This window comes from Mycobacterium senriense (genome assembly GCF_019668465.1).
Taxonomy (GTDB): Bacteria; Actinomycetota; Actinomycetes; order Mycobacteriales; family Mycobacteriaceae; genus Mycobacterium; species Mycobacterium senriense.
Genome location: NZ_AP024828.1, coordinates 1107901 through 1129150, shown reverse-complemented (window position 1 = coordinate 1129150; position 21250 = coordinate 1107901). Strand labels below are relative to the sequence as shown.

21 protein-coding genes and 2 pseudogenes are annotated in these 21250 nt (G+C 68.9%); 13 read left to right on the top strand and 10 right to left on the bottom strand.

The window, feature by feature from the left end; genetic code table 11:
- Nucleotides 1-65: 65 nt before the first annotated feature.
- Nucleotides 66-350 carry a hypothetical protein gene (locus tag MTY59_RS05450; RefSeq protein WP_221044775.1) on the top strand — a complete coding sequence of 95 codons (285 nt, stop codon included), beginning with the start codon at nucleotides 66-68 and terminating at the stop codon, nucleotides 348-350.
- Here the strand turns inward: MTY59_RS05450 and MTY59_RS05445 are convergent.
- Nucleotides 334-816 carry a hypothetical protein gene (locus tag MTY59_RS05445; RefSeq protein WP_221044774.1) on the bottom strand — a complete coding sequence of 161 codons (483 nt, stop codon included), beginning with the start codon at nucleotides 814-816 and terminating at the stop codon, nucleotides 334-336. The two genes, MTY59_RS05450 and MTY59_RS05445, sit on opposite strands and share 17 nt — an antisense overlap.
- 56 nt (nucleotides 817-872) lie before the next feature.
- Here MTY59_RS05445 and MTY59_RS05440 point away from each other — a divergent pair, with 56 nt between their 5' ends.
- Both MTY59_RS05440 and MTY59_RS05435 read left to right on the top strand, forming a co-directional pair.
- On the top strand, nucleotides 873-1550 hold the full coding sequence (locus MTY59_RS05440) for a phosphatase PAP2 family protein (RefSeq protein WP_221044773.1): 678 nt from the start codon (nucleotides 873-875) through the stop codon (nucleotides 1548-1550).
- 99 nt (nucleotides 1551-1649) lie between these two features.
- Entirely contained in the window at nucleotides 1650-2309 is a 660-nt protein-coding gene (locus MTY59_RS05435; protein WP_221044772.1) for a L,D-transpeptidase family protein, read from the top strand.
- A gap of 3 nt (nucleotides 2310-2312) precedes the next feature.
- Here MTY59_RS05435 and MTY59_RS05430 read toward each other — a convergent pair whose 3' ends face one another.
- Together MTY59_RS05430 and MTY59_RS05425 are read right to left on the bottom strand one after the other, a co-directional pair.
- Nucleotides 2313-2789, bottom strand: a complete 477-nt coding sequence (locus MTY59_RS05430; protein WP_221044771.1) for a nuclear transport factor 2 family protein — start codon at nucleotides 2787-2789, stop codon at nucleotides 2313-2315.
- Between the two features lie 4 nt (nucleotides 2790-2793).
- On the bottom strand, nucleotides 2794-3414 hold the full coding sequence (locus MTY59_RS05425) for a TetR/AcrR family transcriptional regulator (protein ID WP_221044770.1): 621 nt from the start codon (nucleotides 3412-3414) through the stop codon (nucleotides 2794-2796).
- Between the two features lie 38 nt (nucleotides 3415-3452).
- Between MTY59_RS05425 and MTY59_RS05420 the strand changes: the two genes are divergently transcribed.
- The 4 genes and pseudogenes from MTY59_RS05420 (at nucleotide 3453) to MTY59_RS05410 (ending at nucleotide 8819) form a co-directional block, all read left to right on the top strand.
- On the top strand, nucleotides 3453-4682 hold the full coding sequence (locus MTY59_RS05420; protein ID WP_221044769.1) for a hypothetical protein: 1230 nt from the start codon (nucleotides 3453-3455) through the stop codon (nucleotides 4680-4682).
- Nucleotides 4683-4836: 154 nt separating this feature from the next.
- Nucleotides 4837-6796 (top strand): annotated as a pseudogene (locus tag MTY59_RS05415) (Hsp70 family protein).
- 150 nt (nucleotides 6797-6946) lie between these two features.
- Nucleotides 6947-7567: pseudogene (locus tag MTY59_RS27900) on the top strand (DUF7159 family protein); the annotation flags it as partial.
- Between the two features lie 913 nt (nucleotides 7568-8480).
- Nucleotides 8481-8819, top strand: a complete 339-nt coding sequence (locus tag MTY59_RS05410) for a hypothetical protein (RefSeq protein ID WP_415823396.1) — start codon at nucleotides 8481-8483, stop codon at nucleotides 8817-8819.
- Nucleotides 8820-8833: 14 nt separating this feature from the next.
- On the opposite strand, the gene MTY59_RS05405 is transcribed toward MTY59_RS05410, so the two are convergent.
- On the bottom strand, nucleotides 8834-9487 hold the full coding sequence (locus MTY59_RS05405) for a DUF3060 domain-containing protein (RefSeq protein WP_221044767.1): 654 nt from the start codon (nucleotides 9485-9487) through the stop codon (nucleotides 8834-8836).
- Between the two features lie 57 nt (nucleotides 9488-9544).
- On the opposite strand from MTY59_RS05405, the gene MTY59_RS05400 reads away from it, so the two are divergent.
- Nucleotides 9545-10564, top strand: coding sequence for an NADP-dependent oxidoreductase (locus MTY59_RS05400; RefSeq protein WP_221044766.1), 1020 nt, complete (start codon nucleotides 9545-9547; stop codon nucleotides 10562-10564).
- On the opposite strand, the gene MTY59_RS05395 is transcribed toward MTY59_RS05400, so the two are convergent.
- The gene (locus MTY59_RS05395; RefSeq protein WP_221044765.1) at nucleotides 10561-11169 is read right to left on the bottom strand and encodes a hypothetical protein; all 609 of its coding nucleotides are present in this window, start codon (nucleotides 11167-11169) and stop codon (nucleotides 10561-10563) included. The two genes, MTY59_RS05400 and MTY59_RS05395, sit on opposite strands and share 4 nt — an antisense overlap.
- A 304-nt stretch (nucleotides 11170-11473) precedes the next feature.
- Between MTY59_RS05395 and MTY59_RS05390 the strand changes: the two genes are divergently transcribed.
- The gene (locus tag MTY59_RS05390) at nucleotides 11474-12301 is read left to right on the top strand and encodes a glycoside hydrolase family 16 protein (RefSeq protein WP_221044764.1); all 828 of its coding nucleotides are present in this window, start codon (nucleotides 11474-11476) and stop codon (nucleotides 12299-12301) included.
- Here MTY59_RS05390 and MTY59_RS05385 read toward each other — a convergent pair whose 3' ends face one another.
- Nucleotides 12302-13744 carry a glycosyltransferase family 39 protein gene (locus MTY59_RS05385; protein WP_250160843.1) on the bottom strand — a complete coding sequence of 481 codons (1443 nt, stop codon included), beginning with the start codon at nucleotides 13742-13744 and terminating at the stop codon, nucleotides 12302-12304. It abuts the gene before it with no gap.
- 231 nt (nucleotides 13745-13975) lie between these two features.
- On the opposite strand from MTY59_RS05385, the gene MTY59_RS05380 reads away from it, so the two are divergent.
- The 3 genes from MTY59_RS05380 to MTY59_RS05370 all read left to right on the top strand — a co-directional run bounded on the left by MTY59_RS05380 (nucleotide 13976) and on the right by MTY59_RS05370 (nucleotide 15736).
- Nucleotides 13976-14281, top strand: a complete 306-nt coding sequence (locus tag MTY59_RS05380) for a hypothetical protein (RefSeq protein WP_221044763.1) — start codon at nucleotides 13976-13978, stop codon at nucleotides 14279-14281.
- 74 nt (nucleotides 14282-14355) lie between these two features.
- Nucleotides 14356-15009, top strand: a complete 654-nt coding sequence (locus MTY59_RS05375) for a GAP family protein (RefSeq protein WP_221046265.1) — start codon at nucleotides 14356-14358, stop codon at nucleotides 15007-15009.
- Between the two features lie 55 nt (nucleotides 15010-15064).
- Entirely contained in the window at nucleotides 15065-15736 is a 672-nt protein-coding gene (locus MTY59_RS05370; protein ID WP_221044762.1) for a GAP family protein, read from the top strand.
- Here MTY59_RS05370 and MTY59_RS05365 read toward each other — a convergent pair.
- Nucleotides 15724-16497 carry a hypothetical protein gene (locus MTY59_RS05365; protein ID WP_221044761.1) on the bottom strand — a complete coding sequence of 258 codons (774 nt, stop codon included), beginning with the start codon at nucleotides 16495-16497 and terminating at the stop codon, nucleotides 15724-15726. The two genes, MTY59_RS05370 and MTY59_RS05365, sit on opposite strands and share 13 nt — an antisense overlap.
- A 28-nt stretch (nucleotides 16498-16525) precedes the next feature.
- Here MTY59_RS05365 and MTY59_RS05360 point away from each other — a divergent pair, with 28 nt between their 5' ends.
- Nucleotides 16526-18025 (top strand): bifunctional phosphatase PAP2/diacylglycerol kinase family protein, encoded by a 1500-nt coding sequence (locus MTY59_RS05360; RefSeq protein ID WP_221044760.1) that lies wholly within the window; start codon nucleotides 16526-16528, stop codon nucleotides 18023-18025.
- Here MTY59_RS05360 and MTY59_RS05355 read toward each other — a convergent pair.
- The 3 genes from MTY59_RS05355 to MTY59_RS05345 are packed head-to-tail and all read right to left on the bottom strand — an operon-like array spanning nucleotide 17970 to nucleotide 21206.
- Nucleotides 17970-19412, bottom strand: coding sequence for an FGGY family carbohydrate kinase (locus tag MTY59_RS05355; protein WP_221044759.1), 1443 nt, complete (start codon nucleotides 19410-19412; stop codon nucleotides 17970-17972). The genes MTY59_RS05360 and MTY59_RS05355 overlap by 56 nt on opposite strands.
- Before the next feature lie 2 nt (nucleotides 19413-19414).
- Nucleotides 19415-20812, bottom strand: a complete 1398-nt coding sequence (locus MTY59_RS05350) for a mannitol dehydrogenase family protein (RefSeq protein ID WP_221044758.1) — start codon at nucleotides 20810-20812, stop codon at nucleotides 19415-19417.
- Between the two features lie 49 nt (nucleotides 20813-20861).
- The gene (locus MTY59_RS05345; RefSeq protein WP_221044757.1) at nucleotides 20862-21206 is read right to left on the bottom strand and encodes a DUF732 domain-containing protein; all 345 of its coding nucleotides are present in this window, start codon (nucleotides 21204-21206) and stop codon (nucleotides 20862-20864) included.
- Between the last annotated feature and the right edge of the window lie 44 nt (nucleotides 21207-21250).

The following is a 21250-nucleotide window of genomic DNA, read 5'->3' as shown; positions in this document are numbered from 1 at the left end:
CGCGTTAGCGTGGAGCGTGCCAAGGCCTGGCACCTGGTGAACCCCCAGGAAGGGAGTGGTTTTCCGTGAAGCCTTCCGATGTACTCGATCAGCTGGGCGTCGATGCCGCCGCCGGCCGCGGTTACGGCGAGCCCTATCAGACCCCGGACGGCACCACCGTAATTGTGGTCACCAAACCGCCGGGGGTGTTCGCCATCCGCGACGGGCAGGCCTCCTGGACGCCGGCCGTGGACAAGGGCCGCATCGCGCTGATCGGGGTGATCACCGGCCTGCTGGCCGCGGTGATCGGCAGCCTGGCGGTGCTGCGGCAGCCGCCCTGGCCCCGCATCACGATCAGGGACTATAGGTGACTCCGACCGCGCGGAACACGTAGTCCGGCGGCATGTCGAACGCCAGCGACCGCCGGGGCAGGCCGCCGAGCACATCGTCGGGAATCGCGACCTTGTAGTGCAGCGACAGCTCGCCGCTGAATTTCTCGTCGACCCGGGACACGTCGACGTCGACCTGCAGTCCGGTCGACGAGATCTCCACCTGCGCCGCGCCGGTCTGCGGCGCGTTCCATCGCACGTTGACGGTCGGGCCCGCCAGTCGGGGCAGCATCGACAGCGTCGCCAGTACCCGCTCCGTGGTGAAGACCAGCGACCCGGTGTAGCTGGCGACGCTGTGCGGCAGCCGCACGCCGGGGATGGTGCCGCTGAACCGCCTGGTCACGGCTACGTAGTCGGCGAGGTAGGTGAGCCCCTCCGACTCGAGCTGCGCGTGCAGCTCGTCGGGCAGCTTGCCGATGCCGAACAACCTACGGACGAAGACGGCCATATCGACAGTATGACCGCGCCCGGATGTCACCGCAGCAGTGCTGGTATCGGTTGGTTATGACTCATCCCAGGACGTCCGTGGCCGTGTGGTTCGCGGTGTTGGCCGCCGCCGTGTATGCGGTGATGTGGTCGGGCCACTGCCGGCACTGGGCCTGGATGCACCGGATGGATTGGTGGTTACTGAACGCGGCCCGCGACATCGCGCTCAAACACCCGCTGTGGCTGCGGTTTTGGGAGGGCATGTCGTATGCGCTGGGTCCGGTCCCGATGTCCGCGCTGGGCATTGCGATGACGGTGTTGGCCCTGGTGATGCGCAATGTGCGGGCCGCGCTGGTGCTGGTCCTGGCGTGTGGGCCGCTCAACGAATTCGCGACCGCCGCGGCCAAGGCCCTGGTCAACCGGCCGCGTCCGGTGACCATGCTGGTCGCCGCGCCGTCGACCTCGTTCCCGTCCGGGCATGCGCTGGAGGCGATGGCGGCCCTGCTCGCCGTGTTGTGCTTTATCTTTCCGATGATGACCGGGTTGATCCGCCGCATCGCGGTCGCGGCGGTGGCGGTGTCGGTGCTGATGGTCGGCATCTCCCGGGTGGCACTGAACGTGCACTACCCGTCCGACGTGCTGGCCGGCTGGTCGCTGGGATACCTGTATTTCCTGTTGTGCCTCTTGATTTTTCGTCCCTCGGTCAGGCCATCCGCCGGCTGGCGGCGTGCGTCCGACACCGTCGCGGTGCCCTAACAACGCTGTCCCGGTGCGCATTTGGTCACGGCGCGGTGACCTAACCGGGGCTAAAGCTTTACTTGACCCTGAAGATGCGCCCGTTCGACGATGGAGTGCATGCACCGACTGCTCACTTCACTGTGCGCCGCGGCGTGCGTAATTTTCGCCTCGGTGGTGCTGGCGCCGATCAGCGCCGCCGCCGGCGCTCCCTGGTTCGCGAACGCGGTTGGCGGTGCGACCCAGGTGGTTTCGGTGGTGAGCACCGGCGGTTCCAACGCGACCATGGAGATCTTCCAGCGCAGCGGCACCGGCTGGCAGTCGCTGCGGTCCAACATTCCCACCCACGTCGGTTCGGCGGGCATGGCGCCGCAGGCCAAGAGCGGCGTTCCGGCCACCCCGATGGGCGTGTACAGCCTGGACTCCGCGTTCGGCACGGCGCCGAATCCGGGTACCGGGCTGCCCTACACCCAGATCTCCGGGCCCAACTACTGGTGGAGCGGCGACGACCACAGTCCCACGTTCAACTCGATGCAGACGTGCCAGAAAGCGCAGTGCCCGTTCAACACCGCCGACAGCGAGAACCTGCAGATCCCGCAGTACAAGCACGCCGTCGTGATGGGCGTCAACAAGAACAAGACCCCGGGTGGGGGAGCCGCGTTCTTCTTCCACACCACCGACGGGAAACCCACCGAAGGCTGCGTGGCGGTCGACGACGCTCAGCTGGTGTCGATCATGAAATGGCTGCGGCCCGGCGCGGTCATCGCCATCACCAAGTAGCCGTCACTCGGCGGCGATGGCCCGGCCGGGTTTGAGGGTGAAGTTCAGGCCCTCCAAAGACATTGTGGCATCGTAGGTTCGGTCGTAGCCGGTGCCGCTGATCTTCCAGCCGGCATCGGTGCGACGGTAGGTGTCGCGGTAGAAGGCCGCGCCGATCAACATGAAGTTCAAGTCGGCGACCATGACCCGGTCCTGCAGATACCAACTGCCCGTTGCGGTGTCGCCGTCGATGGTGATGTCCGGATGCGTCACCCGGTGTTCGGTGATGACGTTCGCGGGCAGCGACGTCCGCATGTACTCCACCAGATCGGCCCGGTTGGTGAAGTGCAGCTCGTTGCCGATCGACGGCCCGTAGTCGGCCTTGATGTCCTCGGCCAGGGTGTCGGCGAAGTCGTCCCAGTGCTTGGTGTCCAGCGCGCGCAGATACCGGTATTTTACTTGCTTGATCGCTTCGATATCGGCGAGATCGTCGAGGGTCATCAGGTCATTGCAGCACACGGGTGACCATGTCGACGAGGGCACGTCGTTCCAGGCTCCAATCGATGGCTGCACCGGTGACCATCTGCGCCAGCACCACACCGCGCAGCGTGGCCCAAATGACCTCGGCCACACCGGCATGCGCGGGATCGGTGGTGATCAGTCGCCCCAGCTGGCCGACCGCGGAGTTCATGTCGAGCAGATGGCGCCGCGACGACGGGTCCGGGCCGCCGCGGGTCTCGCGCAGGATTTCGAAGGCGGCCATCGACGTCGGGCTGCTGTAGCAGCTCCAGGCGGTGTCGACGACGACCTCGATCCGCATCCGCAGCGGCAGCTCGCTGACGTCGGCCGCCGACAGGCTGTCCACCAGCCGGGCCACCCCGTCGTCCACCACGGCCATCAGCAGGCCGTTGCGATCCCCGAAGTGGTACTGGATGACCCCCCACGTCACGCCGGCGCGTTCGGCCACGTGCTTGGCGGTGGCGGCGGAGAATCCCTCCTCCACGATGCAGCGGACCGTCTCATCGATGATTTTCGCCCGGGTGTCATCGCCGCGCTTGCGTGGCGCGGTGGTTCGCCGGGTGGGGCCAACCGGGCGATCGGGGGTCTGGCCAGCGACGATGGACATTGTTGACTTTATAACATAGTCGAGTCTATTTTTGGGGCGTGAGCAGCCCCTCGCGATACGCGCGATTGTCCCGTGACGAACTCGTCGTCCTTATTCCCGAACTGCTGCTGATCGGGCAGCTGATCGACCGATCCGGGATGGCCTGGTGTATCTCCTCATTCGGCCGCGACGAGATGGTGCAGATCGCCATCGAGGAGTGGGCGGGCTCCAGCCCGATCTACACCCGGCGCATGCAGAAAGCGCTGAATTATGAGGGCAACGACGTGCTGACGATCTTCAAGGGCCTGCAGCTCGACATCGGTGCCCCACCGCAATTCATGGATTTCCGGTACACCGTGCACGACCGCTGGCACGGCGAATTCCACCTCGACCACTGCGGCGCCCTGCTCGACGTCGAGCCGATGGGCGAGCAGTACGTGTTCGGCATGTGCCACACCATCGAGGACCCGACCTTCGACGCCACCGCGATCGCGACCAACCCGCGCGCCCAGGTGCGCCCCATCCATCGCCCGCCGCGGACGCCGGCGGACCGGCATCCGCACTGCGCGTGGACCGTCATCATCGATGAGTCCTACCCCGAGGCCCAGAGCATCCCGGCCCTGGACATCGTCGGTCAAACCCGGGCTGCGACATGGGAACTCGACCCCATCGACCCCTCGGACGAGGGACAGGCGGACTACTCCGGCCCGTTGCTGTCCGATTTCGACTTCGCCGCCTTCTCGCATTCGGCGCTGGTCCGGATGGCCGACGAGGTGTGCCTGCAGATGCACCTGCTGTACCTGTCGTTCGCGATCGCGGTGGCCGCACGTGCCGCCACCGACGACGAGGCGGTCGGTGTGTGCACCCGCGGCCTGATCGGTATCGCGGGTATGGCCGCCGAGCGCATTCACCGCGCGCTGAAACTTCCGGGTGGCACCGAGGGCGTGCTGCGCGTCCTGGAGCTGCACCCGCTGCTCAACCCCGCGGGCTACGTTGTGGCCGAGACGGAATCGAACCGGCTGCACGTCCACCCGTCGCCGGCCCATGACGACAAATCCTGGATCTCGCTGTGCTCGCCGGAATCCGTGCAGCCGCTCCAGGCGATCGCCACCGCGGTGGAACCTCGCATCGAGGTTCGAGTTAGCGGTACGGCCGCCGACTGGACGGCCGAATTGGTCGAAACCGACACTCCGGCCGAGGAACTGCCAGAGGTTTCGGTGGTCAGAGTCAGTGGGGGATCGACATTTCAGTTCGAGGCCAGGCGTTCGCTGCCACTGACGGTGTTGTAACACAAGGCTTTTTGTCAAGGGGTTTTCGGTACCGCTTCGGTGACGCAAGCGCATCGAGCGGATACCAATGACATTGCGAAGCATCGGCTTTCCGCGTGTCCGCGGCTATCGTTAACGCTGGCCACCGACCCCTATGGACGAAGGTTTTCGCTCTATGTACGACCCACTTGGGTTGTCGATCGGGACCACGAACCTGGTCGCTGCGCGTAACGGAAGCCCGCCGGTTAGCCGCCGGTCCGTGCTTACCCTTTATCCGCACTGTGCACCGAAAATTGGTGCACCCGAAGAGAACCCGCATCTAGCCGAGCCTGGCGTACCGATGAAGGGCTTTATCGAGCGCATCGGTGATTCCGTCGCGCTGGTGTCACCCGACGGTTCCGCGCACGATCCGGAGCTGCTGACGGTGGAGGCGCTGGACGCGATGGTGCGTGCCGCCGGTGCGGATGCGGCGTGCTCGGAGATTTCCATCGCCGTGCCGGCGCATTGGAAACCCGCGACGGTGCAGGCGTTGCGGGATGCCCTGCGGACGCATCTGGGCTTCGTGCGAAGCGGTATGGCGCCGCGGCTGGTCAGCGACGCGATCGCGTCGCTGACCGCGGTAAAGGCCGAGCTCGGTCTGCCCGACGAGGGCGTCGTGGGGTTGCTCGATTTCGGCGGCAGCGGCACCTCGGCCACCTTGGTCAATGTGGCGGGGGACTTTGAACTCGTCAGCGCCACATTGCGTTACGAGGCGTTGTCCGGCGACGAGATCGACCAGGAGTTGCAGCTGCGTGCCTTCGAGGAGCTGGGTCACGGCAGCGGCCTCGACCCGGCCAGCACCGCCGGTGTCGGGCAGCTCATCGAACTCCGGGAGCAATGCCGCGCGGGCAAAGAGCGGCTCTCGACCGAGATGACCACCGACATCACCGCGGTGCTGGGCGGGCGCAGTTGCAGCCTGACGTTGACGCAGGACGACCTCGAAGAGCTGATCCAGGACCGGCTGACCGGCTTCATCTACGCCTTCGACGACATGCTGGTGCGCTACCGCAAGAGCTGGTCGGACCTTGCCGCGGTGGTCACGGTCGGCGGAGGCGCGCGCATTCCGCTTGTCACCGAACGGCTTTCGATGCACGGCCGCACGCCGATCCTGACGCCGTCGCAACCGGCCCTGGCGGCGGCCAGCGGTGCGCTGATCCTGGCCTCGCGCGGCGGCGAGCTGGATCTGCGCACGCGGACGTCGATCGGGCTACTCGCGTCGGCCGACGCGACCGGTGATGTCGTGGACCTCGGCGCCGGCGATGTGCTGGTGATCGACGACGAGGCGCTGACCGATCGCGAATTGGCTTGGTCGCAAACCGAATACCCCGGCGATCTGCGGATGCGGTTCGGTGGCGAAACCTACGACGAGGACGGTCCGGCCGGCTGGTCGATGCGGCTCAACGTCATCGAACCGCCGCGGGAACGCCAGCCCCGGTTCCGGCTTCGGTTCTCCCAGTTGATCATCGGCATGTCAGCCGTGGTCGCCATGACGGCGATCGGCGGGGTGGCCTACACGCTGACCGGGATTGAAAACCGTCCGGCCCCGCCGCCCTCCGTCGCGCCGCTGCCCGCGCCGCCTGCCAACTCCGTGGCGCCGCGTCCGGTGGCACCGCCACCGCCCACCGCGGTACCGCCCCCGCCCCCGCCGCCGAGCGCGCAACCCATCCCCAGCCCGGCGCCGCCGCCGCCGCCGCCCCCGCCGCCGTCGCCGCCGCCCCCCGCCGCCGCCGCCGGTGGTGGTCACCACCGCACCGCCGGCGCCCGTCTACACCCCGAGGCACACGGCGCCGCCGACTACCGCGCCGCCACAACCGACGATCACCACGACGGTTCCGCCGCCACCGATGGAAACCACCACCCCGCCGCCGCCACCGCCGCCGCCGACCACCACCAGCACGACGGTGCCGATGACGACGGAGTGGATCCGCGTTCCGCTGCTCCCGATACCGATTCCGGTGCCGGTTCCTCAGCAGCAGGCGCCTTCGACCCCGCAATACCCGCAATATCAGCCGTATCCGGGGAATCAGTATCCGGGGAGCCAGTATCCGCAGTATCCGGGGAGCTCGCAGAACCCGTTCCTCGGGCCGGGTTATTAGCGTCGTTCCTGCGTACGCACGCCTCCTGCGCGCACAGCCGCACACGCGTAACGTTTAGGTCACCAAGTTCAGACGGGGTTCCTCCCGTCATGCCCTCGCGAAGGGCGTTGAAAAAGACCTTGGAGGCGTTACGTGGACATCGTGCTTGGGATGTCGATGGCTCCCAGGACAGTCCGCCTGGTAGCGATCGAAGGCCAAAATGCTGACGGCGTGACCGTCGAACAGGAAGAGTTCGCGGTTGGGGCCGCGGGGAATTCGGCCGCCGGTGCGGTCGATCAGGTGATCGACGCGATCATCGGCAGCCGTGAAGGCGTGTTAGAGGGCGGTCACCGGTTGACCTCGACCGGGGTCACCTGGAGTGACCCGGCCGGCGTCGGGGCGCTACGGGAGGCGATCGCGACCCACGAGCTGGGCGGCGTGATGTTGGTCGCACCGTTGCTCGCTGCGGCCGCGCTGGCGCAGACGGTGGGCTACGCGCTGGGCTACGAGCGCCTCGCGATGCTGTTCGTCGAGCCCGCGAACGCGACGCTGGCCGTGGTCGACGTCGCCGACGGCTCCATCGTCGACCTGCACCGGCGCCAGACCGGCGACGCTCGCGCGGGAGGCCTGGCCGCCGAACTGGCGACGATGGTCTCCGGTCTGGACGCGCGCGGGTCCCGGGCTGACGGTGTGTTCCTGATCGGCTGCGGAACCGACATCGTGGCGCTGAAGTCAACGCTCGAGGCGGCCACCCCGCTTCCGGTCACCGGGCCCGAGGAGCCGGACATGGCCCTGGCCCGCGGGGCGGCTCTGGCGTCGGCGAACGCCCCGCTGTTCGCGTCGTCGACGGCGGCCCTGGCCTACGCGCTGGATCCGGGCACCGGAGAGCTGAGCCCGCCCGCGATCAGCCCGACCTATCTGGACGTCTGGGATAACGCCGACTTCGGCACCGGCGCCCGGGCGTACAGCGCAGTCCCGGACGAGGACGACAAGCCCTCGCGCCGGCCCTGGTCCATGCTGCTGGCCGGTAGCGCCCTGGCCGCCATCGTCGCCGCGATAGGCGGGGTGGTGCTGGTGACGTTGACGTCGGATCGCCCGGGGTCCGACGTTCGGCACAATTCGGGCGTTAGCGTCGCCACGCCGGGAGTCCAGCTGCCCGCGCCGCCGCCGAGCAACCCGCCGCAGGCGCCCCCGCCGAGCAACCCGCCGCAGGCTCAGGTACCTGCTCCGAGTCCCGCGCCGGCGCCCAGCCCGTCGGAGGTGGCCGCACCAGCCCCCGCGCCGTCGCCGGTGCAGCAGCCCGCGCCGCAGACCCAGGTCACTCAGCCGCCCGCGGCCCCGGTCTATCGCGCACCGACCCGGCAGGCGCCGCAGTACGTGCCGCCGCCCGTCCGGCAGGCGCCCCCACCGGTCCAAGAGGCGGCACCCCCCGCCGGCCGCGGCACCCGCGCCCCCGCCGGCCGCACCGGCGCCCGCGCCCCCGCCGGCCGCACCGCAGCTGCCCCGGCAGCCACCGGTGACGATGTACCTGCACTTCCCGTTCGTCACGGTGCCGATTCCGATCAACCCGCCGCCGCCGCCCGGCCAGTAAGCACGTGGCAAACGCCGCCGACTGAGCGCACACTGGCAGGTACGGCACGAGCGCCTAGGAGGTCGCGTGGGCGAGCACAGTGGATTCGGATTCGACCCCGACGAGTTCGATCGAATGATCCGGGAGGGCAGCGAAGGGCTGCGCGACGTGTTCGAGCGGGTCAGCAGGCTCGTGGCCGGTCCCGGGGGCCGGACGGGCTGGTCCGCCTTTTTCGACGACCTGTCGCGACGCCCGCGCAGAGCTCCGGAAACCGCGGGCGAAGCCGGTGAGGGCGTGTGGGCCATCTACACGGTGGACGCCAACGGTGGCGCGCGCGTCGAACAGGTCTATGCGACCGAACTCGACGCACTGCGGGCCAACAAGGAGAACGTCGATCCCACACGCAGGGTGCGTTTCCTGCCCTACGGCATCGCGGTCAGCGTCCTGGACAACGACACCGAAGAGCCTGCCTAGCAGCCGTTTTCGGCTCAGCCCTGCTGCACCACGTTCGAGCCGCCGGAGTTGCTGACCTTCGGCGCGCCGGAGTGGTAGGTGACCTTGTTGTTGAAGCCGGAGGCCTCGATGGTCTCGACGGCCTCGACGGTGATCGAATTCTGCACGCCGGACACCGACAGGCTGGCGCAATGCCCGGTGATCGTCACCGTGTTCGAAACCCCACTGACGCTGACCATGTTGTCGTTACAGGCGATGGTCCGGTTCTCGTTGATGCCGGCGACGCTGAGCTCGGTGCCCGGCGGTGCGGCGGGCGAGGTTGACGGGCCGGGATTCGTCGAAATGCGTGGTGGGCCAAACGGTTTGGAGATGGTTGGCGGCGTCGCGATGATCGACTTCACGCCGGAAAGCTGGTGTGCGGCAAAGGCCGCGATGCCACCCGCGAGGGCCAATATGCCGATGACGACGGCCGTGCCGAGGATCCACCAGACGCGGTTGCTGGAGGGACGTGGCCGGGGTGGGCCAGCGTATGTCCACGGGGCCGGCGGCGGGGGCGGGGCGCCCACCGGGCCGGGCGGATAATTCTGGCCGGCGGGCTGCGAACTGAGCTGTTCTGACGCCCGGGCCGTCTCGGCGAGTGGGCGCTCGAGTTCCCGGATCCGGTCTTCCGGGTCTTCGTTTGCTGCCATGCAATGAATATGCCATTCGCTTCTGCCTTTCCGGCCCATTCGGTAGTTTTTACGATCGTGCCCGATTTGCCGAATCGCCAGGTCCTCCTTCGTCGCCGCCCCTCCGGGCTTGTCCGGCCGGATGACACGGAAATGGTCACCACGCCCGCGCCCGAACCCGCCGACGGCGAGGCGCTGTTGCGGACCACCTACGTCGGCATCGACGCCGCCGCCCGCACCTGGCTGGACGACCAGCCGAGCTACCTCCCGCCGGTGCAGCTGGGGGAGGTCATCCGGGCGGCCGGGATCGGCGAGGTGGTCGCGTCGCGGTGCGACGCCTACGCCGTCGGCGACGTCGTCACCACGCTGACCGGCTTCCAGGAATACGTGCTCATCCGCGACGACGTGTTCAGCACGCCGATTCCGGGCGAGGACGATCAGCTGGCCATCATGTCCGTCTACGGGCCGACGGGCGCCACCGCCTATTTCGGGATGACCGACATCGGCCGGCCGCAACCCGGGGAGACGGTGGTGGTGTCGGCCGCCGCGGGCGCCACCGGATCGGTCGCCGGGCAGATCGCCAAGATCGCCGGCGCCCGGGTGGTGGGCATCGCGGGCGGGCCGGAGAAATGCCGCGCGGTGGTGGAGGACTTCGGATTCGACGCGTGCATCGACTACAAGAACGACGACATCGTGGCGGCGCTGAAAAAGCATTGCCCGCAACGCGTCGACGTCTACTTCGACAACGTGGGCGGCCCCATCCTCAACGCCGTGCTGGGCCGCCTGGCCGCCCGCGCGCGCGTCGTTTTGTGCGGCGTCATCTCGAGCTACCTCACCGGGGACCACCCCGGACCGGCCAACTACGTGAACCTGCTGTCCAAGACCGCGCTGATGCAGGGGTTCAACGCGCTCGATCAGTGGGGCCGCTTCGACGAGGCGTTCGCCGCGCTACGCCAGTGGGAGGCCGAAGGCCGACTCCAATACCGCCAGACCATCTTTGAGGGCATCGAGTCCTGTGTCGATGCCCTTAACGGCCTGTTCACCGGGGTCAACGTCGGCAAGACCCTGGTCAGGCTCAGCGAACCCAGCCCTCGCTAGGCCTCGCCGAGGACCCGGTGCAGCGCCTTGCGCGCATCGGTCAGCGCCTCGAGCACCTTGGTCCGGGTCTCGGCGAGCTGCTGCTTCTGCTCGTCGGTGCCCGTCCATGCGATGGTGCGGGCCAACCCGGCGATCTCGAAGAACTCCTTGCGGATCTTGAGAACGTCGCCGAACTTGGCCGCCCGACCCAGGAAGGCGTGCGCGGTCTCGCTGCTGATCCCGCGCCAGGCCAGCAGGTTTCGGCCGAGCTCGGTCAGCGTCGCCACGCCGTCGTCGACGGTGACCACGCCGCGGCCGGCGAGAATGCCGATCGCCAGCTCGGCCACGTCCTGCGGAGGGGTGAACGCGCCGCCGGTCGCGTCGGACACCCGCTGCACCACCTGCGCGGCGTCGGCCGGCCCGTCCAACAGCAATGCCGCGGTGACGAACGCCGCGCGCTTGAGGCCGTGACGACCCTTCTTGGCGAAGGGCGCGACGCCGGGACCGCCTGCACCCGGGCCCCCGAAGCCAGGGCCGCCAAAGCCGGGACCGCCAAAGCCGGGACCGTCGAAACCGGGACCACCAAAGCCGGGTCCACCGAAACCGCCGAAGAATCCATGAGACATGTTGATTTCCTTTCTTAAACCATCAACCTCCTTGATACCAGCGGCGCCGCGAATGTCAACGTGGTTGATAATTGGGGTGGGAAATCCCAGGAAATCGGGTCCGCGGCTGCTATCGTCGCTTGCTTATGCCAGGGGGATGGCAGCGATGGACCGGCCCGCGGGTCGCGGCCGGGAATGCCGCGCGCGGATCGCGACACCGGGATGCGGCCCACCCCACCGCGTGGTTTCATAACACCGTTTGCGAGAGTTGCCTGGGGAGAATTCGCCGAGCTTGACGAGCCGGCTGGAACGATTGGTGGTTTAGATGGATCGTCGCAGCATGATGTTGATGTCGGGCCTCGGCATGATCGGGGCTGCGATGCGCTTGCCGGGTGCCTGGGCCACCCCGTCCGGCCCGTCGGTGCCTGCCGCGCCGTCGGCGGGGGGCGGCGGCTACATCTTCGCCGACGAGTTCGACGGCCCGGCGGGCTCGGCTCCCGATCCGGGGAAATGGACCGTCCAGACCTGGCAGGACGACGTGTTCCCGCCGGTCGCGGGGATCTACCGCGACGACCGCCGAAATGTGTTCCAGGACGGCAATTCCAACCTCGTCTTGCGCGCCACCCGCGAGGGGGACACCTACTACGGCGCCAAACTGCGGGGGAACTTCCGGAGCATGATCAACCAGACCTGGGAGGCGAAGATCAAGCTGGACTGCTTGGAGCCGGGCCTTTGGTCGGCCTTCTGGGGTGTCAACGAGGATCCGCTGCCGGACGGTGAGGTCGACCTTTTCGAGTGGTACGGCAACGGCTCGTGGCCGCCGGGAACGACGGTGCACGCCGCGTCGAACGGGAAGACCTGGGAAGGCAAATCGATTCCCGGCATGGTCGACGGCGCCTGGCACACCTGGCGAATGCACTGGGGCGAGGAGGGATTTCAATTCGCCCGAGACGGGGCGCAGTACTTCAGCGTTCCGAACAAACCCATTCACGTGCACGGGGGCGCCCCCGACGACTTCCGGTGGCCCTTCAACAATCCCGGCTACTGGATGACGCCCATGTTCACCCTGGCCGTCGGTGGGGTCGGCGCCGGAGATCCGGCCGCTGCCGGTCTCCCGGCGGACATGCTCGTCGACTGGATCCACATCTGGTGACTAGCGCTCCGCTCTGAGCACCTGGACCAGGTTGAACTGCCAGCGCTCCACCAGCCGGAAGCCCAGGTCGTGCGGCACCGCGAAGGCGGTGCTCGCCCAATAGACTGGGCCGGGCGGCAGCGCCGGACCCTGCTCGTGCGCCGGCTGGGACGGGTCGGCCTGGGTGATGATCCAGACGACCCCGCACTGGCTCAGCGGCCGGGCCACCACCTCGGGGATGAGATTGGTGTCGAAGACGTCGTTGCGGTCGGTCGCCTTCTGCCACAGCGTGAGATCGATCAGCTTGCGATAGGCATCCGGGCGCGCCGCCAGCAGTGGGCGCATGGGTGCCGGCATGAACGTCACCGTGTCGTTCACCAGTAGGCAGTCGCCAGGCGCGGCCTTCGCGGTGATCAGGTCGGCGACCTGACTGTAGTCCATGCCGTACTTGGCATACGGGTTACGTTGCACCCAAACGTAATTGGGCGCGGCGGCCACGGCGAAAAGGCCGACGACCGCCGTCGTCACCCACGGTTTGGCGACCACCGCGCCACCGCAGACCCCCAGGATCAGCGCCAGCGCCGGCGCGGTGAAACACAGGTAGCGCGGCGTGTAGATCGGATGAACCAGCGCCGAATACGTCACGATCGCGGCCGTCGGCGCCGCGAGCCAGCTCGTCGCGAGCACCAGCAGCTGGCGCTGCGAATTCGCCAGACGCGCGGAACCGCTGAGCCACAACACGATTGCCGCACCGATCAGCAACGCCGACAGCACGGCGAACGGCGGGCATCGTTCGAAATACTGCTGCATCAGCACGTCTTCGATGGTGCGGTGACCGATGGGCGCGACCCAACTGATCTGGTGCGCCTGCCCGGCGACCGTCATCAAAAACGGCATCAGCGCGCCGACGGCCACGCCCGACGCAATCACGAAGCCCAGCAACGCCGTTCGGCCCCGGTGGAAGACGCCGATGAACACGGCGTACGGCGCCAGCAGCAGCGCGAGGTAGGCGTCCAGCACGATCGAGCAGGCCAGCGCGACGGCGTAGCACAGCCACGCCCAACCGGCGTCACGGCGCGCGGCGTAGACCAGCAGGACGGTCAGCCACACGGCGGCCATCATCGACATCGCATAGGGACGGGCCTCGATGCCCGCCCAGGTGGTCCGCGGCAACACCGCGCAGAACGCTCCGGAGGCCACCGCGACGGTGCGGGGCGAGAACTGCTTGCCCAGTACGACGACGCCGGCGGCGGCGCCGCCCACCGCCAGGGCGCTCGGCGCGCGCGACCAGAACTCGGTGGGCGGGAAAACCTGGAACCAGCCGTGCATGAGCAGGTAATACAAGCCGTGAACGGCGTCGACGTTGCCCAGCATGTGCCACATCTGGGCCAGCGACCGGCTGTAGGCGGCCGAGATGGTCGCGGCCTCGTCGTACCAGAAGGAGGGCCGCGCGGCGCCGGCCATGCTCACCGCGGTGGCCACGATCGCGACGATCACCGGGTCCAGCGCGGCCGGTACCGCCGGTCGGCGACCGCCCAGCACGCCGCGGCGACGCCGGGTGGCCTCGGTGGTTCCGATGCTCACCGAACCGCCCGGGACGTCGCGGTTTGGCTGAACACACCGCTATGTTGCCAGAAGCGAACCGGGCCGCTCAGGGGGCTCAGTCGAGCGCACATTCGAACGTATGATCGATCAATGGGTCCGCTCGCGTCGATCGGGTACAACGGCCAACCGGTCCGGAGCCCGTTTCGGGTGGTGCGCCCGCCGGTCGCGGTACTGGTCGACCTGACGGTGCTCTTCCCCCGCGAGCCGCACCGCTCGGGGCGCTATCAGCCCAACGGTCTGCAGCTGCACAAGGTCGTCGAGGGGTGGCTGAGCTGTTGGGCCCTGTGTGAGCAGGGCGACTGGTGGGGGCTGGTGACCTATCCCGTCGCGTACGGCTCCAAGCGCAGGACCGTGACGCACTGGGTGCCCGCCTGGACCCTGCGTCGCAAAGGCTGACCCGCGCGATCAACCGCTGCGTGAGTACCACGCCGATGCGATGATTGCTGCCCGTGGACGCAAGTTGGGGCTCGGTGCTGAGCAAACTCATCGCGTTGGCGGCGGTCATCGCGCTGTCACCGATCACGGTCATCCCCGCCGTGCTGGTGCTGCACGCGCCGCGGCCGCGCCCGGCCAGTCTTTCCTTTCTGGGCGGGTGGCTGCTGGGACTGGTCGCCCTCACCGCCGCCTTCGTCAGCGGCTCGGAAGTGCTCAGTGGCTTCCACGCGGCCCCGCCGAAATGGGCGGCCTGGGTGCGGCTCGCGTTCGGCCTGGCGCTCATCGCGCTGGCGGCCTACCACTGGTTCACCCGGCACCGGCAGCGCAGCATGCCGCGCTGGATGCGATCGTTCTCCACCCTGTCCCCGGTGCGCGCCGCGGTGATCGGGGCGGTGCTGGCGCCGCTGCGGCCCGAGGTGCTGATCCTGTGCGCGACCGCCGGCCTGGCCGTCGGCAACAGCACCCTGAGCGCCGGCGCTCAGCTGATCGCGGCCGCGATCTTCGTGGTGCTCGCCGCGTCGACGGTCGCCATCCCGATCCTGGCGTATATCGGCGCCGGGGACCGCCTCGACCATGTCCTGGAACGTCTCAAGGCCTGGATGGAGGCGAACCACGACGCGATGATGGCCGTCATCCTGTTTCTGATCGGGTTGATGGTGCTCTACAACGGAATTCGCACGCTGGCCTGACCCGGTTCGGCGCGTTCGGCGTCGCATCGTTCGCGGCAATGGAAGGATCCCGCTCATGGCAGGAAGCTGGGGGACGGTGCTGACCGGGCTCGTTCCGCTCGGACTGGTCATCTCCCTCTCACCGCTCACCGTCATCCCGGCGGTGCTGGTGCTGCAGGCGCCGCGGCCGCGGCCGAGCAGCCTCGCGTTTCTGGGCGGCTGGGTGCTGAGCCTGGCCGCGCTGACGGCGATCGCCGTCGCGGCCTCGGGCCTGCTGGGCGGCTTGGACAAGGCGCCCCCGCGGTGGTCGTCGTGGCTGCGCGTGGTGCTGGGGTCGGCGCTGATCGTGTACGGCATCTACCGCTGGCTCAACCGGCACGGCCAGGCCGAATCCCCGGCCTGGATGCGCTCGTTCGCCAGCATCACCCCCGGGCGGGCGGGGATCACCGGGGCGGTGCTGGCCGTGGTGCGACCGGATGTGGCGCTCATCTGCGTCCCCGCGGGACTGGGCATTGGCACCAGCGGGCTCGGCCTCGCCGGTGACTGGGTGGCGGCGGCGTTCTTCGTGGCCATCGCCGCGTCCAGCGTGGCGATCCCGATATTGGCCTACGTGGCGGCCGGAAGCCGCCTCGACGACACCCTGGTCCGGCTCAAGGACTGGATGGACCGCAACAACGGCGCCCTACTGGCGGCGGTCTTCGTGGTGATCGGTGCGATGGTGCTCTACCACGGGATTCACGCGCTGTAGCCTCCGTCGGCCAGGCCCGCGTCCTCTTCGAGGCTGTTCACCGCGCCAAAGACCAACTCGCGGAACAGCTCCCGGCCGTAGCCCGCGAGCATGCCCACATAGCCCCGCTCTGCCCATTGCGCGGCGTGCCGTTCTTCGTGGTGCAACACCCGGTCCAGGTCGAGGCGGCTTGCGCGGGGCGTGCCGCGGGCGTCGAGATACCAGGCACGCCCGGACGAGACGATCTGGCGAAGCTGCTCGCCGGGGTCGGCGACCCGGCCCGCGTTGACCATGAAGAGCTCACCCCAGGTGGTGCCGCCGCGCTGGCTGAACAGCCGCTGCAACCAGTTGCCGCCCAGGCCCATGAGCATGCCGTTGGGGGTGGTGACCAGCCGCCCCCCGTTGCGGTGCACGAAGGCGACGTCGCGGGTGTAGCTCCAGCGGTTTGCGTTCTGGCGGGCCATGATTCGCGTGACCTCCGCGGCGCCGTACGGGGTGACCGGAAAGTCGGTGGTCCGTCCGCCCGGCTTACCGTAGCCGGTGCCCGCGTTGAAGATGTAGGTCATCAGCGCGGCGGCCCGGGCCCGCGCGCCGTCGGCGTAGGGCGGGATCAGGAAGAACGATTTGCCGTGCGGGTCGTTGAACTCGGCCATCTTGTCGAGGACCCCGAAGCGGGTGGCGGTGACGTCGTGCCGGCGGGTGATCTCGGCGACGACGTGCGCGGCCACGCCGCGGCGTTCGGCGTTCTCCCGCCACCTCAAGCAATAGCCCTGTGCGTCCATGTCTTCGGACCAATTTAGGGTGTAGCGAATGAACAGGGGGCCCTGGCAACGCGCGCGCGGCATCAAACAGATCACCCGGGGACTGGGCACGCTGGATCGGGAGCTGTTCGACGCCATCGCCGAGACGGACACCCCGCTACTGGACACGGTCATGCCGCCGCTGACCCGGGCGGCCGACCATTCCAAGCTGTGGGTGGGCCTCGGTGCGGCGCTGCTGGCCACCGGCCGGCACAGCGCGCAGCGCGGCGCGACCCGCGGGCTGGTGACGCTGGCCGCGGCCAGCCTGATCACCAATCAGGTCGCCAAGCGGATCCGCCGGCGACCGCGCCCCGGTTACGACCTGGTGCCCTTGGTCAGGCAGGTCCGCCGGCGCCCGACGTCGAACTCGCTGCCGTCCGGGCACTCCGCGAGCGCGGCCGCGTTCGCGATCGGGGTGGGGCTGGAGAACCCGACGCTGGGCTTCGGCCTGGCGCTGCTGGCCGGGCTGGTCGGTCTGTCGCGGGTGGTGACGGGCGCGCACTATCCCGGCGACGTCATCGCCGGATTCGGCATCGGCTCCGGCCTGGCCGTGCTGGGCGGCCGGCTCGTCCCGCCGATCGTCGAAACCGCCCTTCCGAGAACAGAACCGCTGCGCCTCGCCGCGCCGCGGCGGCCCGATGGCGCCGGCGTGGTCCTGGTCATCAACCCGGAGTCGGGCAGCGGCACGGGGGCCCGGGTGGTCGACGAGGTGCGCGCCGCGCTGCCGAAGGTCGATATCCGAGAACTGGGCCCCGACGACGACCCGGTGCAGGTGCTGCGCAACGCGGCCGAATGCGCCGAGGTGCTGGCGGTGGGCGGCGGTGACGGCACCGTCGCGGCCGCCGCCGGGGTGGCCATCGACGCGGGGCTTCCCCTGGCGGTGTTTCCCGCCGGCACGTTCAACCACTTCGCCAAAGACATCGGCTGCGACACCGTGGCCAAGACGGTCGACGCGATCCGGCGCGGCCACGTGGCATGCGTGGACCTGGTGTGCCTCAACGATTCTCAGATGGTTCTCAACACCGCCAGCATCGGCGCCTACCCGACCTTCGTGCGGCAGCGCGAAAAGCTGGAGAAGCGCATCGGCAAGCCGCTGGCCGGTCTCTACGCGATGCTGCATACGCTGCGCAAGGACCAGCCGGTGCGCATCCGCTACGACAACAAGACCCTGCTGACATCGCTGTTCTTCCTGGGCAATTCGCTGTACCTGCCGACCGGGTTCGCGCCGGCGCGCCGGACCCGGATGGACGACGGCCTGATCGATGTGCGCATCCTCGAGACCGGCCGCCACTGGGCCAGGACCAGGATCCTGACCGCGCTGGCCCTCGGCCGGCTGGAGCGCAGCCCGCTCTACCACGAGTTGCAGGTGCCGGAATTCAGCTTCAGCGCCGTCGACGGCCCCACGGTCGTCGCCTGTGACGGCGAGGTCGGCGCCGAATACGACAAGGCCAGCTTCAGCGCGAAATACCGGGTCCTTCCGGTGTTTCGTCCGCTTCCCGACGACCAGTGACCCCCTCGGTGAGGTCGCGCACCCGCGCGTAGTGCGCCGGCACCTCTGGTGCGGGGTCGGCGGTGTATTCGTCTGTGGGCGGCGGATTCCACGCGGGCGGTCGCGGCGATCCGCTCAACGCCCACGCCGCCTGCCGCGCCGCGCCCAGCGCGACGTACTGCGCCGGCGTGGGCGCCAGCACCGGCATGCCGAACACCGTGGGCGCGATCGCGCGCAGCGCCCGGGACTGCGCGCCGCCGCCGACCAGCAGGATGCGCCGCGCGACGGCGCCGTGCGCGGCCAGATGCGCGACGCCGTCGGCGAGCGAGCACAGCAGTCCCTCCACGGCGGCGCGGGCCAGGTTGGCCGGGGTCGCATTGGCGACGCGCAGGCCGTGTAGTGCACCGGTTGCATTGGGCCGGTTGGGAGTTCGTTCGCCCTCCAGGTAGGGAACCAGGACCAGACCCGTGCTGCCCGGCGGCGCCGACAGCGCAAGCCGGGATAGCTCGTCCTGGTCGACGTTCAGCATCGCGGCGGCGGCTTCCAGCACCCGCGCACCGTTGAGGGTGCACACCAACGGCAGATAACGGCCGGTGCCGTCGGCGAATCCGGCGACGAATCCCGCGTCGTCGCGGACCGGATCCGCGGTGACGGCGGCCACCACCCCTGAGGTCCCGATCGAGACGATCACGTCGCCCTCCTCGGCGCCCAGACCCAGCGCGGCGGCGGCGTTGTCCCCGAGCCCGGCACCGAATACGCTTGCGCCGCAGGTTGTTCGGCCCGACGGGTGCAGCACGGTCGGCAGTTGAGGACGACGGCCGCGCAGCGCCAGCGTCAGCAGATCGACACGGTAGGCACCCGTCGCGGCGTCGTAGTAGCCGGTGCCGCTGGCGTCGCTGCGGTCGGTGGTCAGCGCTGCGATGTCCGGCTCGCCGCGCAGCCGCCAGGTCAGCCAATCGTGCGGCAGGCCGACCGCGGCGGTGCGGTCGGCGTGCCGTGGCTCGTGGTCGGCCAGCCAGCGCAATTTCGCCACCGTGATCGCGGCCAGCGGCACCACGCCGACGGCCCGGGCCCAGGCCCGCGCGCCGCCCAGCTCGTCGACGAGTGCGTGCGCGGCGTCGGCCGACCGCACGTCGTTCCACAGCAGTGCGGGGCGTACCACCTGGCCGGCTCCGTCCAGGCACACCATGCCGTGCTGCTGTGCGCCGACGGCGATCGCGTCGACTCCATCCAGCCCGCCCGCCTGCGCGATCGCTTCTCGAGCGGCGGTTTCCCATGCCGCCGGGTCGATTTCGGTGCCGGCCGGATGACCGGCCTGTCCCGCGCGGACCACCCGGCCGGTGGCGGCATCGCACACCAGCACCTTGCAGGACTGCGTCGACGAATCGATCCCGGCGACCAGGGTCATCGTCAGTCGGCCCCAAGCAGCGCCCGCAGCGTGGCGCGTGCGCCGTTTCGGTGCAGCCAGTCCAGCGCCCACAGGTAGGCCTCGCGGAAACGCTCATCGTCGACGAGGTCGCCGAAGACGGAACGGTTGGCCAGGAACGCCACCGGGTCGTCGCGCTGCGAGCGGGCGATCGGGACCAGGGTGTCGGCCAGCCGGTCCACCACCTCGATCGGTTGACCCTCTTCGTCGACGCCCTCGGCGTAGCGTGCCCAGCTCGCGACGATCGCCGCGGACAGCCGCACCGGGCCGCCCGAGCGCAGGTTGTCGCGCACCACGGGCAACAACCACTTCGGGATGCGGTCCGAGGATTCGGCGCACAGCCTGGCCACGGTATCGCGGATGTAGGCGTTGGCGAAGCGCGGCAGCAGCCCGCCCCGGAATTCGTCCAACCCCGGGACGCGCTGCAACGTCGGGGTGGCCTCCGAATCCAGATAGCGGGCAAGGAAATCGGCGATCAACGGATCGCGGGCGGCGTCGTGCACCAGCCGGTAACCGCAGAGGTAGGCGAAATAACACAGGCCCTGATGGCCGGCGTTGAGCAACCGCAACTTCATCGCCTCGTAGGGAGCGACGTTGCCGACGAGTTGCACCCCGGCTTGATCCAGCGGTGGTCGCCCGTCGGCGAAGTTGTCCTCGATCACCCACATGGCGAAGGGTTCGGCGATCACGGGCCAGGCGTCGGCCACCCCGAATTCGGAGTCCAGCCGCGTGAGCACGTCGGGCGTGGTCACCGGTGTGATCCGGTCAACCATCGAATTGGGGAAGGTGGTCTTCTCGCGCATCCATTGCGCGAGTTCGGGATTGATTCGCTCGGCGTACGACGTGAAAACCCGTCGTGCCACGTCTCCGTTTCCGGCGATGTTGTCGCAGGAGACGATCGTGGGGGAGGGCAGGTTGCGCTCGCGCCGCCGGTTGCACGCCTCGGCCACCAACCCGAACACCGCGCTCAGCGGCGGCTGATAACCGCCCTCGGTGATGGTGAGCGAGATGATCCGGGTGGCCGGATCGGCCAGCAGTTCGATCACGGATTCGGGATCGTCAGGCGCATAACGGTAGTCGACGATGGAGCCGATGACCCGCGGCTCCCGGCTTCCGTCGGGGTGTTCGAGGATCAGCGTGTACAGGTGGTCCTGGCCGCGCAGCGCGTCACGCATGCGCTCATCGTTCGGCAGCACACCGATTCCGCAGATTCCGAAGTCGCGGGCGAGCCCGCCGCTGAGCAGCCGGTCGATGTACATGGCCTGATGCGATCGGTGGAAACCACCGACGCCGAAATGCGCTATGCCGATGCCGATTTGGCCGCGGTCATACGTCGGGACCGGGATCTTGAGGCCGGCCAGGTTCCATGCGTTCAGCTTCACTCGAGTGTCACCTTAGCGCGGACCGCTGGGCGCGGGAGCTAACCCGCCGTCAGGCTTTGGGGCACAGATCGCGCAGGGCGAAGATCACTACGTCGGCGGCCTGTCGGCCGTTGATTCCGCCGGTGCCCTGGTCGGCGTCCGAGCGTTGCAGCGCCAACCCCTCCAGCTGTTGCGGTGAAGCGCCCCAGGAAAGCTGCTGGCACAGGTCCGCGCCCATCTGCAACAGCTCCGGGTCGCCGCCGTTGACGGCGTGAATCCCGGCGGTGTGCAGGTCGTTGAGGAAGGCGGCCTGGTCGGCCCGTGCCGGGCCGGCGCAGAGCACCCCGGCGAGCAGAAGCGGGCCGCTCGCCAGCGCCGCGCCCATGAACCGGCCATATAGCCTGCGTGCCGCCATTCAACCTTCTCCTTATGTCTGTGCCCGATGCGGATGATGCACTT

Bases quoted from the DNA above. Each gene is read 5' to 3' on its own strand.
- MTY59_RS05390 (WP_221044764.1), top strand. From the start codon at position 11,474: ATGGATCGTCGCAGCATGATGTTGATGTCGGGCCTCGGCATGATCGGG.
- MTY59_RS05385 (WP_250160843.1), bottom strand. From the start codon at position 13,744: ATGGCCGGCGCCGCGCGGCCCTCCTTCTGGTACGACGAGGCCGCGACC.
- MTY59_RS05355 (WP_221044759.1), bottom strand. From the start codon at position 19,412: ATGACCCTGGTCGCCGGGATCGATTCGTCGACGCAGTCCTGCAAGGTG.
- MTY59_RS05425 (WP_221044770.1), bottom strand. From the start codon at position 3,414: ATGTCCATCGTCGCTGGCCAGACCCCCGATCGCCCGGTTGGCCCCACC.
- MTY59_RS05345 (WP_221044757.1), bottom strand. From the start codon at position 21,206: ATGGCGGCACGCAGGCTATATGGCCGGTTCATGGGCGCGGCGCTGGCG.
- MTY59_RS05445 (WP_221044774.1), bottom strand. From the start codon at position 816: ATGGCCGTCTTCGTCCGTAGGTTGTTCGGCATCGGCAAGCTGCCCGAC.
- MTY59_RS05365 (WP_221044761.1), bottom strand. From the start codon at position 16,497: ATGGACGCACAGGGCTATTGCTTGAGGTGGCGGGAGAACGCCGAACGC.
- MTY59_RS05380 (WP_221044763.1), top strand. From the start codon at position 13,976: ATGGGTCCGCTCGCGTCGATCGGGTACAACGGCCAACCGGTCCGGAGC.
- MTY59_RS05370 (WP_221044762.1), top strand. From the start codon at position 15,065: ATGGCAGGAAGCTGGGGGACGGTGCTGACCGGGCTCGTTCCGCTCGGA.
- MTY59_RS05435 (WP_221044772.1), top strand. From the start codon at position 1,650: ATGCACCGACTGCTCACTTCACTGTGCGCCGCGGCGTGCGTAATTTTC.
- MTY59_RS05360 (WP_221044760.1), top strand. From the start codon at position 16,526: ATGAACAGGGGGCCCTGGCAACGCGCGCGCGGCATCAAACAGATCACC.
- MTY59_RS05440 (WP_221044773.1), top strand. From the start codon at position 873: ATGACTCATCCCAGGACGTCCGTGGCCGTGTGGTTCGCGGTGTTGGCC.
- MTY59_RS05405 (WP_221044767.1), bottom strand. From the start codon at position 9,487: ATGGCAGCAAACGAAGACCCGGAAGACCGGATCCGGGAACTCGAGCGC.
- MTY59_RS05395 (WP_221044765.1), bottom strand. From the start codon at position 11,169: ATGTCTCATGGATTCTTCGGCGGTTTCGGTGGACCCGGCTTTGGTGGT.
- MTY59_RS05430 (WP_221044771.1), bottom strand. From the start codon at position 2,789: ATGACCCTCGACGATCTCGCCGATATCGAAGCGATCAAGCAAGTAAAA.
- MTY59_RS05410 (WP_415823396.1), top strand. From the start codon at position 8,481: ATGATCCGGGAGGGCAGCGAAGGGCTGCGCGACGTGTTCGAGCGGGTC.